The 16082-nt window shown below is 51.1% G+C and carries 10 protein-coding genes; all 10 read left to right on the forward strand.

What is annotated here, in order from left to right; genetic code table 11:
• Positions 1-571 precede the first annotated feature (571 nt).
• The 10 genes from VIS48_15680 to VIS48_15725 all read left to right on the forward strand — a co-directional run bounded on the left by VIS48_15680 (position 572) and on the right by VIS48_15725 (position 16047).
• On the forward strand, positions 572-1876 hold the full coding sequence (locus tag VIS48_15680; GenBank protein HEY9167594.1) for a sugar MFS transporter: 1305 nt from the start codon (positions 572-574) through the stop codon (positions 1874-1876).
• On the forward strand, positions 1873-3729 hold the full coding sequence (locus VIS48_15685; protein HEY9167595.1) for a glycoside hydrolase family 3 N-terminal domain-containing protein: 1857 nt from the start codon (positions 1873-1875) through the stop codon (positions 3727-3729). The genes VIS48_15680 and VIS48_15685 overlap by 4 nt, the downstream gene beginning before the upstream one ends.
• Entirely contained in the window at positions 3726-4568 is an 843-nt protein-coding gene (locus VIS48_15690) for a glycoside hydrolase family 16 protein (GenBank protein ID HEY9167596.1), read from the forward strand. The genes VIS48_15685 and VIS48_15690 overlap by 4 nt, the downstream gene beginning before the upstream one ends.
• Positions 4565-5824, forward strand: a complete 1260-nt coding sequence (locus tag VIS48_15695) for a cellulase family glycosylhydrolase (GenBank protein ID HEY9167597.1) — start codon at positions 4565-4567, stop codon at positions 5822-5824. Before VIS48_15690 ends, VIS48_15695 begins: the two co-directional genes overlap by 4 nt.
• A gap of 232 nt (positions 5825-6056) precedes the next feature.
• Positions 6057-7415, forward strand: a complete 1359-nt coding sequence (locus VIS48_15700) for an extracellular solute-binding protein (GenBank protein ID HEY9167598.1) — start codon at positions 6057-6059, stop codon at positions 7413-7415.
• A gap of 17 nt (positions 7416-7432) precedes the next feature.
• Positions 7433-8911 (forward strand): ATP-binding protein, encoded by a 1479-nt coding sequence (locus tag VIS48_15705; GenBank protein HEY9167599.1) that lies wholly within the window; start codon positions 7433-7435, stop codon positions 8909-8911.
• A 13-nt stretch (positions 8912-8924) separates the two neighbouring features.
• Positions 8925-10379, forward strand: a complete 1455-nt coding sequence (locus tag VIS48_15710) for a sigma-54 dependent transcriptional regulator (protein HEY9167600.1) — start codon at positions 8925-8927, stop codon at positions 10377-10379.
• A gap of 27 nt (positions 10380-10406) precedes the next feature.
• On the forward strand, positions 10407-12563 hold the full coding sequence (locus tag VIS48_15715; protein HEY9167601.1) for a peptidylprolyl isomerase: 2157 nt from the start codon (positions 10407-10409) through the stop codon (positions 12561-12563).
• Between the two features lie 80 nt (positions 12564-12643).
• Positions 12644-14788, forward strand: a complete 2145-nt coding sequence (locus VIS48_15720; protein HEY9167602.1) for a family 16 glycosylhydrolase — start codon at positions 12644-12646, stop codon at positions 14786-14788.
• Positions 14785-16047, forward strand: a complete 1263-nt coding sequence (locus VIS48_15725; protein ID HEY9167603.1) for a WG repeat-containing protein — start codon at positions 14785-14787, stop codon at positions 16045-16047. The genes VIS48_15720 and VIS48_15725 overlap by 4 nt, the downstream gene beginning before the upstream one ends.
• Positions 16048-16082: the final 35 nt, after the last annotated feature.

Below are 16082 nucleotides of genomic sequence, written 5' to 3' on the forward strand. Positions count from 1 at the left end.
TCCTGTTTTCATCTTCGATTCAAATTATAAATACTTAACTATTTTGTCAAGTAAAAAGTTCAATAATTGGCTCAACCATGAGGCGCATAAAGATGCGCTTTGCGAGGAGGTTGATTCCCTTGACTGCGGATTGAGACGTCCCGGTCGCTGGAAGTCGCCTAAGTTTGACACTTGTAGCTGAAGTGGTGCACGGGTGGTGAGACCCGCTCTCTCTTTCTTTTGCACCTGAGACGATGTGGATCGAAGCCACCCGTATGTGTTCATCGGTCCAGACTCGACACGAATCAAAAAGAATTCACATTTCAATAACTTTTTTTATCAATCTAATAAGAAGCTAACGCAACCCGGCTTGTCATCGCACCGGCACCACCTCAATTGTACAAAATCCCGCACTGTCACCCCGAATCAAGAGGCATAATATTTGACCGGAATTGATTGTCCTTTCCAGACGACTGCGTCCGGTCAGGGACGGTGAGGCTCGATATTGAGTTTATCCAAAGCTGAAGTCGATTTGTTCGAAGAGGATCTTCCGATGCCTGAATCTGTTCCGGCTGTTATTGATGATGATATAATGTCCAGGTCAAGAACTGGTTACTTGCCTGAACTGACTATCCTGACTTCTCTTTTCTTCATGTGGGGATTTCTTACCTGCCTGAACGATATTCTTATTCCACACCTCAAGGCGATCTTTCTCTTGGATTACGCCGAAGCAATGTTGATTCAACTCGCGTTCTTCGCTGCATATTTCGTTGTGTCCCTTCCTTCGGGAGTGATTGTCGAGAAGATCGGATATAAAAAAGGAATCGTGGTCGGTCTTGTGACCGCGGGAGCCGGCTGCCTGATTTTCTACCCTGCGGCGGGAATGCAGTCATATCCTCTTTTCCTTCTGGCGCTTTTCATATTGGCGTCGGGGATCACTCTCCTTCAGGTTGCGGCGAACCCGTATGTCGCGATATTAGGTAAACCGGAAACGGCATCGAGCAGACTCAATCTTACGCAAGCATTCAACTCGCTCGGCACGACGATCGCGCCGTATTTCGGAGCGCTCGTTATTCTTTCGGTCGCGGTGAAGAGTACTGAAGAGATCAGCAGGATGGACCCATCGCAGCTATCCGCTTACAAGTTAGCCCAGGCAAGCGCAGTGCAGGTGCCGTATCTCTGGCTGGCCGCGGCACTTCTTGTGATCGCAGCTGTGTTCACATTCCTGAAACTTCCGCAAGTAGAAGCCGCCGAAGTAGCTTCACGCTCAGGAAACAGGGAAAGAGTCGATAAGTTTCACGGGAGTGCATGGGGGTACAGGCACCTCATCCTTGGCGCCGCCGGGATTTTTGTATATGTCGGCGCCGAAGTATCGATCGGAAGTTTTCTAGTAAACTACATCGGTCAAGCAGATGTCCTCGGCATCGCTGCCGCCCGGGCAGGGAAGTTCGTCTCATTCTATTGGGGTGGAGCGATGGTCGGCAGATTCATCGGATCGGGGATCCAAAGGAAAGTCAGACCAGGCACCGTCCTTGCCTTCAATGCGGTCTGCGCAATCCTTCTCGTCGTCACATCGATGCTCTCGTTTGGATATCTCGCGATGATTTCAATCCTCTCAGTCGGTCTCTTTAATTCGATTATGTTCCCAACGATTTTCACGCTCGCAATAAACGGCCTCGGGAAACATACCGGCCAGGGATCCGGAATTCTCTGTATGGCGATCGTCGGTGGCGCAATTATCCCTGTGATACAGGGCGCGATTGCTGATGCGATCGGGATACATCACGCGTTCATACTCCCACTGTTTTGTTATATGTTCATATTTTACTACGGACTGGTCGGCTGCAAGCCTGACCAAACACGACTTCTCAAGAATAGAAACCTGGAACAAACATGAGATCTGCCATTCTTGCAATGAAAAAAATTTCCTCTCCACTGTATCGCGGCATAACCCGTTCCGGCACATTCCTGTCGGTCGCGATTGCGTTTCTCCTGCTGGCTTCCGAAGCAACCCTTGGAACTAATTCAAAGCCTGACACCGCAAAGGTAAATGATGAAGTTGAACGACTCCTGTCACAAATGACTCTCGCCGAGAAGATCGGTCAGATGACTCAAATTGACAGAAGATACCTTAAGGCCGACAGCGACATTAAGACTTACTTTCTCGGCTCGATCTTGAGCGGTGGTGGTTCTAGTCCGGCCGTCAATACCGCGTCAAGCTGGGCGGATATGTGCGACAGGTTTCAGTCTTATGCCCTTCAAACAAGGTTGAAGATACCGCTTCTCTACGGTATCGACGCTGTCCACGGGAATAATAATGTGAAGGGTGCCGTGATCTTTCCGCACAACATAGGGATGGGCTGCACAAGGGATCCGGACCTCGTGGAAAAAGCAGCCAGAGTGACCGCGGAGGAAGCGGCGGGAACAGGCGTCAACTGGGCCTTCGCTCCATGCATCGCGGTAGCAAGAGACATCAGGTGGGGAAGAACATACGAGAGTTTCGGCGAATCAACCGACTTACAGGTCTCCATGGCGCGTGCAGGAGTCGAAGGACTTCAAGGACCGGATCCTTCTGATTCCACCACCGTGCTCGCATGCGCAAAACATTTTGTGGGAGACGGCGGGACGGAGGGCGGAAAAGACCAGGGCATTACAGCCTGCGATGAACCCACCCTAAGAAAAATCCATCTCCCCGGGTACATTGAAGCCATCAAGGACGGAGTCGGCTCGATCATGGTCTCCTACAGCAGCTGGAACGGCGTCAAGATGACCGGGAATAAATACCTGTTAACGGATATTTTGAAAGGGGAATTGTCTTTCAAAGGGCTCTTGATCTCCGACTGGGCTGCCTCAGATCAGCTCCAGGGAGATTACAGCACGCAAATAGAGACCGCTATAAATTCGGGCATGGATATGATGATGGTACCTGAAGATTACGCCAGGTTCATCTCCACGGTTACCTCACTTGTGAATGACGGAAAAATCCCGTTGAGCCGTATTGACGACGCGGTGAGGAGAATTCTTCGGGAAAAAATCATGAAAGGGATTTTCGAGCATCCGTATACTGACCGCGATCTGACATCGCAGGTCGGTTCGGCCGCTCACAGGGAGATCGCCCGGCAATGCGTGAGAGAGTCTCTCGTTCTTCTGAAAAATGGGAATGGAATTCTCCCGCTGAGCAAGAATCTCAAGCATATCGTGGTTGCGGGAAAAAACGCGGACGACCTCGGAAACCAGTGCGGTGGATGGACGATTTCATGGCAGGGTTCGAGCGGCAATATCACGACGGGGACTACTATCCTCCAGGGCATCAAGAATGCTGTCGGTCCGAACACGCTTGTCACCTACTCTCCGGATGGTAGTGAAACGCATGGAGCGGACGTCGCAATTGTGGTGGTCGGCGAGACTCCGTACACGGAGGGAGCTGGCGACAGAACCGATCTTTCTCTCTCGGATGAGGACTTGACTGCCATAGAAAATGCCTGCAAAGATGGAATCCCCGTCATTGTAGTTCTGGTATCGGGGAGACCGATGATCGTCAATTCGGCGCTCGCAAGTTGTCGCGCTTTCGTCGCCGCCTGGCTTCCTGGAACAGAGGGCGAGGGAGTCGCCGATGTCCTGTTCGGTGATTTCAAGCCGACAGGCAAACTGTCCCAGTCATGGCCTAAAAGCATGGACCAGATTCCGCTGAACTACGGCAGCCCGAACTACGATCCGTTGTTCCCTTATGGCTATGGACTGACTTATTGAAACTAAATATGTTTCTGAGATTTGCGGAGAAAACAGTCCCTGCATTCGCGGCACTAATCATTATAATGTCGCTTCTCGGGTGCGGCAAGAAGAATGACTCGGTTGTAGCTCCGCCCTCCGATTCGACCTCGGTCCCGACCCTACCCGGCTGGGAGCTCGTCTGGCACGATGAATTCGATTCAACCGGCATCGACAGGACAAAATGGAATTTCGAGGTCAACGGAGACGGAGGCGGCAACAACGAACTCGAGTATTATACCGCAAATCCTGAGAACGCTTACGTCGACAGCGGTTGTCTCGTCATACAAGCGCTGAAGCAGAATTACCTCGGCAAGAGTTACACTTCCGCAAGAATGACGACGGAAGGGAAAGGTGACTGGACGTACGGACGAATTGAGGCTCGCGCCTTCCTTCCATTCGGACAAGGTCTCTGGCCCGCGATATGGATGATGCCCACGGATTCTTATTACGGCGGATGGCCGCTCAGCGGCGAGATAGATATCATGGAGATGCTTGGACAGCAGGCCAACAAGATCTATGGGACGATTCACTTCGGACAGCCGGAGCAGTCGCGGCAAGGCTCTTACGTTCTGGCACAGGGTTACTTCTGCGGCGACTTTCACACGTTCGCCGTCGAGTGGGATTCAAGCTCCATAAGCTGGTTCGTGGACTCGTCAATGTACTACAAGACTTACATCACAAAGCCGTTTGACAAAAGATTCTTCCTGATCCTGAATGTGGCCGTCGGCGGCAACTGGCCGGGATCGCCCGATTACACGACAGTCTTTCCGCAAAAGATGCTCGTCGATTACGTGAGGGTGTACAGGAGGAAGAATTGAATCTGAATATGAAAATTCCGATCGACCAAGTACCGGGAGCCGTATTCATCATCCCGGTCCTGTTGGTCGCAGTCTTTCTTCCGGTAGATTCATTCTCTCAAAATGGATTTGTCACCACGAATGGAAAAGAAATTGTCGCGCCCAACGGCAAGCCGATTCTTCTAAAGGGAATAAATCTAGGCAACTGGCTTGAGCCGGAAGGTTACATGTTCAAATTTGAGAAGGCAAACTCTCCCCGTCTCATTTATGAAATGTTTGACGAACTTATAGGTCCCGACGAATCGAGTGAGTTCTGGAATGCCTACCGCGCTAGCTACATAACAAGAGGTGATCTGGAATTCATAAGGGAAGCGGGATTCAATTCGGTTCGCATTCCATTCGATTACAGACTGTTCGTACGTGAAGAAGATCCGGTAGAATTCGATTCCGTCGGGTTTCGCCTGCTCGACAGCGCGGTGACATGGTGCGGAGAGACCGGGCTATGGGCAGTGCTCGATATGCACTGTGCGCCCGGAGGTCAGACTGGGGACAACATCGACGACAGTTACGGTTATCCGTTCCTTATCGAGAGCGAAAAAAGCCGGAACCTAACGGTGAAGTTGTGGAAAAAAATCGCTGAGAGATACTCGGCGAATCCTGCCGTGCTCGGGTACGATCTCCTGAACGAACCGATCGCCCCCTACTTCGATGTCGACAAGCTGAATCCTTTCCTCGAGCCGCTTTATAAGAAAATTACCGCTGCGATCAGGGAAGTGGACAGGAATCACATCGTCATACTAGGCGGAGCGCAATGGGATTCGAACTTCAAGATCTTCGGTAAACCGTTCGACAGTTTACTGGTGTACACATTCCACAAGTACTGGAGCGATACGACACGCGAAGTGATCCAGGAGTACATCGACTTCAGGAACAAATTTGACGTGCCTATTTGGCTGGGGGAATCGGGCGAGAATAAATTTGCATGGATAAAATCATTTCGGGAGCTCCTTGAAGGGAACGACATAGGATGGTGTTTCTGGCCATACAAGAAACTGGATTCGAAAAGTTGCATTGCCTCGATCAAGATGACGAAAGAGTACGAGTCGCTGATGAGATTCGCAGAGAGCGACAGGTCGAACTTCGAAAAAATAAGGAAGAACCGTCCCGAAACGGGAGTCGTCCATAAAGCTCTCAATGATTACCTGAAGAACATTGCGCTTGCCAACTGTGAAATTAATTCTCTTTATCTGGATGCTCTTGGCATAAACACCCGATGACATCACCGATTTGCCTGAATAATTATATCTGGTCGACGTTTAAGCTGAGCAGGCGATTAAAAGGGTAATCTTGAAGAGTCCTTTAAGAGTTCCACGACACAATCCAGCCGTGGGATGGATATTCAATCAGGAGATTCTTATAATTGTTCTCCAGAGCCAATTTGGAAATGGCGGGGCTGCCGGATATTTCCAATGCTAGAATGAATTGTCGCAATAGAATGCGAGGCAGGAGATGCTGAAACAAGGCGATCCACACCACCAGGACGGCCGGTTCAAGCTGAATTCAAACCAGCGCCTTTACGCGATCATAACTTCAATCCTGGTAGTTGCATTCGTCCTTCTGTTCTATGCATTCCCGGGAGACGGTCCGAACACAAGTCCGAACAGACCTGTTGAAATCACTTTCGCAGACAACATCTCCAGAGCATATCAGGAAGTAATCGACCTCTTCAACAAGGAGCATGAGGGAAGAATAAAGGTAATTCCTGTAAATCTTCCGTTCACGAAATTCAGCACCGATGACCGCAAGGAACTGCTCGCGAGGTATTTCAGGAGCAAGAGCGACAGGATAGACGTGTTTTCAGTGGACCAGATCTGGGTGCCGCGGTTCGCCGGCTGGTGCGTCCCGCTCGACGATTACCTGCCAGACGAGAAAGTCGCTCCGCTCAACTACTACGCGGCGCGATCATGTTATCTAAACGGTTCACTGATCGCTGCACCGCTATACCTCGATATTGCGGTAATGTTCTATCGAAAGGATTTAATCCGGAGTCTTCCCGACGGAGAGTACTGGACGCACCGGCTGGAGAACTCTGTCACCTGGGACGAGCTGTTCAAGCTTCACTCCAAGACCGGAAATCTCCCGGGACCGTTTTTCATTTACCAGGCGGATGACTACGAAGGGCTTGTCTGCATTTACACAGAACTCCTCGCGAACATGCACAGGCAAATCCTGGAGAACGGCGTACTGCAGCTGGAAACCCCGGAGGCCGAAAAGGCACTCCAGTTTCTCGTAGACCTTGTTGGTAAGTACCGTATATCTCCCGAGCAGGTTTCGCGCTTCAAGGAGGACGTAAGCTATGATTTCTTCCTGAAGAACGACGGGATGTTCATCCGCGGGTGGCCGGGCTTCGCGCGTGACGACAGACTGAAGGGCGAATATCCGGAGCAGTATTCTCAGTGTGTGCCCGCTCCGCTTCCTCATCTTGTCGGCTCTCAGCCCGCTTATGTCTTCGGAGGCTGGAACCTGATGATATCGAAGTTCTCGACAAAAATTCCGGAGTCGGTGGAATTCGTCCGCTTCCTACTGGGCAAACAGTCTCAGGAGATTATGTATGCGGTGGGCGGGTGCCTTCCCACCAGCACTTCGGTGTATGCCGATTCGTCGTTCGTGAAAAAAAATCCGGCTCTCGCTTTTTACGAGGGGCTCTTTAAGTACGGAGTATACCGTCCGTTCTCCGAGAAATATACCGGGATCTCGGACGTCCTTTCACATTACCTGAATCTCGCCATCAGGAAGCAGATGTCGCCCCACGAGGCGCTGAAGATGGCGACCGAGGCGATAAACAGTGGTAACATTCTGATCAAGTAATATCGAAAAGGTGTGCCATGAGCAAGACGAAAATAATGGAGAAGTGGAAGGAACACCACCTCCAGGCGAAACACCTGACGGTGATATTCGTTACGCTGTTTGCATTCCAGCTTATCGTATCGCTTGTCAACAAGTCCTCGATGAGGTCCGTCTTCGGCGGCGCGCAGGAATGGTACCAGAAAGATTCGGCTGAGAAGACTGCAAATCTCACGACTACTTCATTCGAGCTTCTCCTTGAAAGCATCAGCGCCAGACACGACCTGACCCCTGACCAGTCCACCAAGCTTGTCAAGGCGTTCGATATACTGTTCTCCCAGCAGGAACTTCAGCGTAATACCGAAGAGATGTGTATCTTGCTGAAGAGACAAAACGAAGTATACGCGGTTGACGACGGGAAAGCGCTCTACTCACTTTTATTCCTCGACCCGAAGGACTTCGGCACAAAGAACTCCGGGCATTCAAACGCCATAAGACTGTTCGGTCAGCTCGGAGGTCAGCTTATGGCAAGCCAGCAAATAGTGAGCGTTGTGACGAACAGGCACACTTTTAACACGTTCGTCCCATTGATACTCCGCGGCGAATGCGTCGGGGCGGTATACGTCAAAGACACGCCGGACTTCTCTCTTGTTACGAATGAGATCGTCTCGAATTACGACCAGACGTCGCTGATCTACCTGTCGCTGATTTCCCTAGGGCTCCTATCGATGTACTTCATCTCCACATACTCCGTGAAGGGACGCGACGAGGCGCAGAAACTTCTCCTTGTGGAACATGAGAACAGCATCAAGGAGCAGGTGAAACACGAGAAAGAGATGACATTCACGAAAAGGATATACCACACGCATCATAAGGCGGAGAAGATCGTTGGGTTCATCCGCGGCGATCTTGCGACGCTTACTCCGGCCAACATCGATCAGGTCAAATACCGTGTAAGCAAGTATGCCAATTTCATTTCCAGGATCATTTACGACATGAAATGGTACGACCCTCCTGTGCAAACCATCAGGAGCCCGATCTTCTGCACGGATTTAAACGAAGTGATAAGATTTCTTGTAAATCAGATTTTCCTAAAAAGCTCGAGAAAGAGCGGGACGTTCGAGATAATGTTCGTCGAAGGGAAAGAAATTCCTCCTGTTTCCATAAACGAATTTGTCATCTGGGAAATTGTCGACCCGCTGGTGCAAAACAGCATCGACCACGGAAAGAGGTCGGATTTGAGGATCACCATCTCCACGAGGAACGACAAGGAGTCTGGCACGTCATATATTTCCATCCGCGACAACGGAAAGGGGATTTTGCCCGAATTACTCCAGGTCAACGACAAAGGAATAAAGAAGCTATTTCTGGAAAGTGTATCGACCAAGGAATCGTCGCTCCAGAACGTCGGTTACGGCTGTTACATAGCCTACGAAATGGCAAAGCGCTGCGGCTGGACGATAGACGCGTCGAATCTCCCCGAAGGCGGCTGCGAATTCATCATCACTGCCAAGAACTAATACAGGGCGAACAATGCCAAGCGAAGACATAATCAGCGTACTCCTCATCGAAGACGAAGAGTACGACGTCGTCAGAATAGAGAACACAATAAAACCGTTCGCCGAAAAGATCGTGCTGACCGATATAGTATCCGACGGCAACGATGCGCTCGACCTTATCAGGGTGAAGGGGAAGTCGTACGACGTGGTCATCATGGACCTCAACCTTTCCGGCGGCTTGATGGGAGAAAAACTCATCGAGAAAATCAAGGAGTGCGCCCCCTCCACGCAAATCATAGTCATCACGAAGATGACGATAAATGTGACCGACTATAATCTCGCCAACCGCCTCATAAAGGCCGGCGCATACTGGTACGGCACCAAGTATCCGGGAGACATAGACTACATCTACCAACCGAACGACTTCATACTGAGCATAATAAATGCGAGCGAGAAATCGAGGATCGAGAAGGCATGGCTCAAGTCGCACCAGAGACTCGTGAAGAACATAGAAGACATACTGGAAGAGAAGAGGATAATCGGCGAGTCCGAGCCGATCGCCTCGCTGAAGAGCGATATCTCCAAATACGCAAAGAGCGACGTGAACATACTTATCAGCGGTTCGTCGGGGACCGGCAAAGAGCTGGTGGCTTATAACATTCATTACAACAGCAGCAGGAGATTCGAGAACTTCGTGGCCATCAATTGCGGCGGCCTCCCTTCCGAACTTGTCGAGAGCGAGCTTTTCGGATACGAGAAAGGCGCATTTACGGGCGCGGAAAAGAAGAAGCCCGGTCTCTTCGAAATCGCAAACAACGGAACGGTTTTCCTTGATGAAATCACCGAGCTCCCGCTTTCGGCGCAGGTCAAGCTCCTCCGCGTGATGCAGGAAGGAGAGCTGGAGAAGATCGGCCGCACCGAAAAAATAAAAGTCGATGTCCGGGTGATTGCCGCAACAAACCGCAATATCGAAGAGGAAGTGAGGGCGAAAAGATTTCGCGAGGACCTGTACTACAGGCTGAACGTCATTTATATACACGTCCCCGACCTGACACAGCGTAAGAGCGACATCCCCGTTCTGATAGAGCATTTCCTCGCGCAGTACAGCTCGCGGATGGGAAAGGACAAACCCGCCATCGACCGTGATGCTCTCGACGTGTTCTCCAACTATTCCTGGCCTGGAAACGTGCGTGAACTTAAGAACGTGGTACAGAGAATCCTGTTTGCCGACCAGTCGACTGTAAGCGCGGCACAGGCTAAACACGCGTTGGGAGCCGTTTACGAGGGCGACCAGTCCCGCTCGCCGGACGATCTGGAACAGATTTTCAAGAACCATCCGCTCCCGCTTTCGAACATGGAAAAGATGATGCGGGAGAAATATTTCCAATACGTGAGAAAGAATTCCTCGTCCGATACGGATGCAGCAAGAAAACTCGGACTCGCCCCGTCGAACTATTACAGGATGGCAAAACAGCTCGGCCTCAAGTGAAACGATATGAAGGTTTGCGATTACATAATGAGACAGAGGCCGGATATGAAGACGGTAATGCTTGAGTGCTCCGGATTGGCCGCAGCTATCGTTTTTCTTTTGTGTTCTCCTGCGATCTCTCAGAACACTGCCACGAGTGTCGCAACCGTCGGCGATGAAAAAATATCTGCGCGGGAATTTAAGATCAGGTACGAGCTTGTACCGCATCTCTCTCCTCACCAGGGAGATGCGGACTCGTCGAAAAAGTATCTCCTTTATTCGATTATCGCCGAGAAACTTCTCGCGAAAGAAGCCGCGTCTCTCGGTTATGCTTCCACGGATTACTACGAAAAGTCTATCGAAATCATCGCAGACCTTTACGTGAGAGACGCGCTTTACAGGAAAGTAATCTCGAGCAAAGTGAAGATCGACAAAAAGGATATACAGGAAGCGTTGGCCAGATTCTCACGGACCTTGAGCGTCAGGATAATTTCCGCCGCTGACTCGGGGACCATCTACGGTTACTACGACGAGCTGAAGAACGGCACTTCTCCGGATTCAATAGAGAAATATTCGGATCCCGTCGAGTACGGCGCCGGCAGGCCTCCGGTGAAAATCACTTATGGTCAGATGTCAGACGATCGCGTAGAAGACATCCTGTACCGCCTTAAACCCGGCCAATATTCCTTGCCTGTCCGGACACAAGACGGCTGGTTCATCTTCGTCGTTGTGGGGATCGATTACCGAGTTCCACCGAACGCCGATGACCCTGATTACAACAAATCGATAATCGAAGTAATCAGGATGAGAAAATCGAGAGAGATCGGACTCGGGTACCTGAACAAATTTTACAGCGATAAACATGCCGTCGTAGACAGCTTGATGTTTTGGAGCCTCGCCGAGAAGATATCCGCGATCCTCTCGGAGAAAGAGCGTGACAACGATTTCGGCGAGGAAGGGAATCTTTACTTGAGCGAAGGAAATCTGATGCGGATAATGTCCGACTTCGGAGTTGCCGACCTCGGAAAAGAAATCGTACACGCTCAGGATGATCCGGTTTCGCTGAAGGAGTATTTATACAGTCTACTCGTTTATCCTTATCTCGCGAAAGATCCGTCGCTGATGTCGACCGCCCGGCACCTTATGGCGAATCTCAATAAATATATCCAGTATAAATTTCTTTCAAGGGAAGGAGAGGTTGAGGGACTTCAGAACCTGCAGGACGTGAAAGAGGATGTGAAGATCTGGGCTGACAATTATCTCGCCAAGATGCTCAAGAATTCATTTCGTGATTCCGTAAATGTCACCGACTGGGAAGTCAGGGATTACTACATGGGAAACAACGAACGAGAGAAGGTGGATATCCTGGAGATTTTCAGTCGTAATCTCGACACCCTGACTGGGGTCATGAAGAAGATCGAGAACGGCGCGGACTTCCGTGAGCTCGCGACGGAGTACACGGAAAATTCATCGGCGAAAGCGAGCGGCGGAGACCTCGGCTACCGTTCCGTCGACTCGATAGGCGCGCTCGGGCAGATTGCCGTCGGCATGAAATTGAACGAAGTATATGGACCGGTGAAAACAGATAGCGGCTGTTCTATCATCAAACTCGTCGGAAGGAGACTTGAGGATAGAAAGCGCGAACAGGTCGACATACGCGAGATACTCACGCACAGTCTCGATACTGTGGAAGCGGTCTTCCGGCAGTTGAGCGCCGGTCAGGAGTTCGCGAGTCTTGCGAAAAAATATACGGAAAGGTCGTGGACCAGGTCCGACAGCGGGAGGTTTGGGTATTTTTCGGTTTATTCGTTCGGTGACATCGGGAGGATCGCATCAAGAATGAAGCCGGGTGAGGTGTACGGCCCGGTGACTACGGATAGCGGTTACTCCGTAATCAAACTGATTGGCAGGAGATACGATACTACCAAGACCGACCGGGACTTTGAGGCTGAGGCGACCGAGCTGAAGAGCGAAGTCCTCGAGAAGAAATTCGACGAAACATTTTTCAAATATGTTGCCGGGCTCGCGAAGAAATACGGGTACTCCATAAATATGGAGAATCTGAACGAGATCAAGGTGATCGACATTCCAATGTTCACTTACAAATACATCGGATTCGGCGGTAGAATTACGGCACTTCCTTATCTGGGACCATGGTACGATTGGGTCAAATATTTTGACCGGAAATCCGGTCCGGTTCCATGATGAGAGTTCCTGATCTCGTGCGGATTTTCGATTTTCGATCGGAAATCATCTGTGCCGCCCGGTTCCCTTGGAGAATGGCTATGAAAACTGTCGCAGGTTTATTCGTCTTGTTGTTCATGAATGTTGTCCTGGTAAACGCGCAGGGCTACAGACTTGTATGGTCCGACGAGTTTGACAGCACTTCACTCGACCAGACAAAATGGTCCTACGAGACCGGCAACAACGGCGGCTGGGGTAACAGCGAATTGGAGGATTACACGAGCCGGAGTCAGAACTGCAGTGTGGGAGGCGGATACCTGACGATAGCGGCTCAGCAGGAAAGTTACGGCGGCTACAATTACACATCTGCCAGGATAAAGACCGAGGGCAAGTTCTCCTTCGAGTATGGAAAGATAGAGGCAAGGATCAAACTTCCCTCAGGAAAAGGAATGTGGCCTGCTTTCTGGATGCTCGGCGATGACATTTCTTCTGTCGGATGGCCGTCGTGCGGTGAAAACGATATCATGGAGATGATCGGCGGGAGTGGAACCGGCAGTACGGGAAGTCCGCTCAGCGATGCAACCGTTTACGGTACACTACACTGGAACCAGAACGGCTCTGCCTCGGCTGGAGGCAAATACTCACTGAGCTCCGGAAAGTTCGGCGACGATTTCCATCTGATCGGAGTCGTCTGGACGTCCCGGCTCATCCAGTTTTACGTTGACGGTGCGATTTATTACCAGGTGGACATTTCGCCGACGGCTATGAGCGCGTTCAGAAACAAATTCTTCATTATCCTGAATCTCGCAGTCGGCGGAAATTGGCCGGGCAACCCCGACAGCACAACTTCATTTCCTCAAACGATGCAGGTGGACTATGTCAGGGTTTATGAAGACACGACCCAGTTGCCTTCAGTCTCGATCGCTTCTCCGGCGAACAATTCTAGTTTGACGGCATATTCCGACATATCAATATCGGCAAATGCCTCGATCCAGGGCGGAACGATAAGTAGAGTCGATTTCTTCCAGGACGCGATGAAGATCGGAGAGACGTACGTGAGCCCGTTCGAGATGAGATGGAAGAACGTATTCCCGGGAAATTACAGGCTGAGCGCCGTTGCCTACGCAAGCGGAGGTGCATCCGGCGTATCGGATACGGTCCGCGCGATCGTTGGAAGTGGTGCGGCGACTTCACCATATGGTGGCACACCCGCCCGCATTCCGGGAACGATCGAAGCGGAGAACTACGATCTCGGCGGAGAGGGAAGCGCGTACCATGATACCGATCCTCAGAACACGGGCGGACTCTATCGCCCGGACGACGGAGTAGACATCGAATCGTGTACCGATTCGGGAGACGGTTTTGACGTCGGCTGGACTCAGCCTAGCGAGTGGATTCTCTACACCGTGGACGTGAGCGACAGTGGCTCATGTCAAATCGCGGCGCGCGTCGCGTCCACCTCCGCCTCCGGCTCAATGCATTTCGAGATCGACGGGGTCGACGTCACCGGCATAATGAACGTTCCGAATACAGGGGGTTGGCAAATCTGGGCAACCGTTCAATCAAGCACCGTTACACTCGCGTCTGGCATCCACTACCTGAAGTTCTTCGTGAATTCAGGCCAGTTTAACGTTAATAGATTTTACATCTATCCTCCCGGTGCGTCGCCTTCTTTAAATCTCCTTTACCCGAACGGCGGAGAAGAGTTTTCGCCCGACAGCGTCGTCGAGATTTCGTGGCAAAGCCAGTTCGTCGACCAGGTACGAATAGGACTGTCGACAAGCGGGGGCGGGTTCTACTCTCTCGTGCAGAGCGGCGTCGATGCGGGCTTCGGGGTCTACCGCTGGAAAGTCCCCGCGGGTCCGTCGTCAAGCTGCAAGATTCTCGTGATGGATCAGAACGCAACCTCTGTAATGGACACATCGGATTCCGTGTTCTCGATCGGGACCGCTACTTCTGTCAGGCGGGAAACCGGCAATCCGACAGGCTTTTCTCTTGGACAGAACTACCCGAATCCATTTAACCCGACGACAGGCATCAACTATCGACTGGCCGAGAGCAGTTTCGTAAAATTAAAAGTCTTCGATCTCCTGGGACGCGAGATAAGAACTCTTGTCGAGGGTCCCCAGGTCTCCGGGGAGCATGACGTCGTCTTCGATGCAGGAAGTCTCCCGAGCGGAGTTTATTTCTGCCGGCTCGAGGCCGGTGGAATCACTCGATTGAGAAAAATGGTCCTGGTGAAATGATCGGCATCGAGAAGAGAAGAGCATCTATTCTATCGCATAGCCTGCAGATCTTCACGGGGAGGGGCTTACTGAAGATCCTGCTGACGTGTTATGTCTCGATCGTACCCATGATTTCTTGGTCACAGACGAAACTTGTCCCGTACCGCGCGGGTGACGCGTGGGGATTTTGTGACGCTGATAAGAGTATAGTTGTCCGTCCAAAGTATCAATATGTCGACAAGTTCTTCAACGGCTATGCGCGTGTTCGATCATCAAACCGGTACGGCCTCGTGAACGAAAAAGGCGAGCTGGTGATCAAAACTGACTACGATGACGTATACGACGTCTCCGACAATCGCGTCGCCGTGGAACAAAACGGCAGGTGGGGATTCTCGGACCCTTCCGGCAGAATAATTGTGCCACCCGAGTTTGATGAGGTGAACTCCTTCTGCGAAAATCTTGCGGCTGTAAAAAAAGGAGACAACTGGGGATTCATTGATACAGCTGGAAAAGTTGTTATCCCGATTATTTATTCGAAAGTCTTCAGTTTCAAATCCGGTCTCGCGGGCGTCTTGAAAGAAAACAAGGCGGGGTTCATAACCGAAGATGGAAAGGAAGCGGTCGAAATCAAATACGATGATATCCCTCTCAGGTATGACGACATGTTCTCCGATGGTCTTTCGGCAGTTGAACTGAACGGATACTGGGGGTTCGTCGATCTAAAAGGCAAGCTGGTCATCCCAAACATTTTCAATTTCGTATTTGCATTCAGCGAGGGGATGGCGGGTTTTATTGAGGGTCACAAGTGCGGCTTCATTGACCGGGACGGAAAAGTGGTGGTCAATCCTGTTTATGACAATGTCTTCGAGTTCCATGAAGGGTTCGCCTGCGTCGGAAGTGGAACGCGTCGCGGATATATAAATCGCCGCGCCAAATTGATAACCGAAATCAAATACAACTGGGCAAATTCGTTCAGTGACGGGAGAGCGAGGGTCGGATCGGGCGTCAAGTTCGGATTCATCGGCACAACGGGGATCGAAGTAGTCCCTCTGATCTATGACGGCGCGGACGACTTTCACGAAGGACTCGCCGCGGTCATGAAGGGCGGCCACTGGGGATACGTCGACAGGAACGGAAAGGTCGTCATCCCATTCAGGTACGACAGCGCGACAAAGTTCGAGGAGGGTATTGCTCTTGTGAAATATAACGGCCAATTCGGTTACATCGGCAAAAACGGTCAGGAATATTGGAACGGTAGTTCCGATGAAAGCGTGAGATGAACATGGCAGAACTCGAGGATATTCCCCGATCGAAT

The sequence above is a fragment of the Candidatus Kryptoniota bacterium genome (genome assembly GCA_036567965.1).
In the GTDB taxonomy this organism is placed as follows: Bacteria; Bacteroidota; Ignavibacteria; order Kryptoniales; family JAKASW01; genus JAKASW01.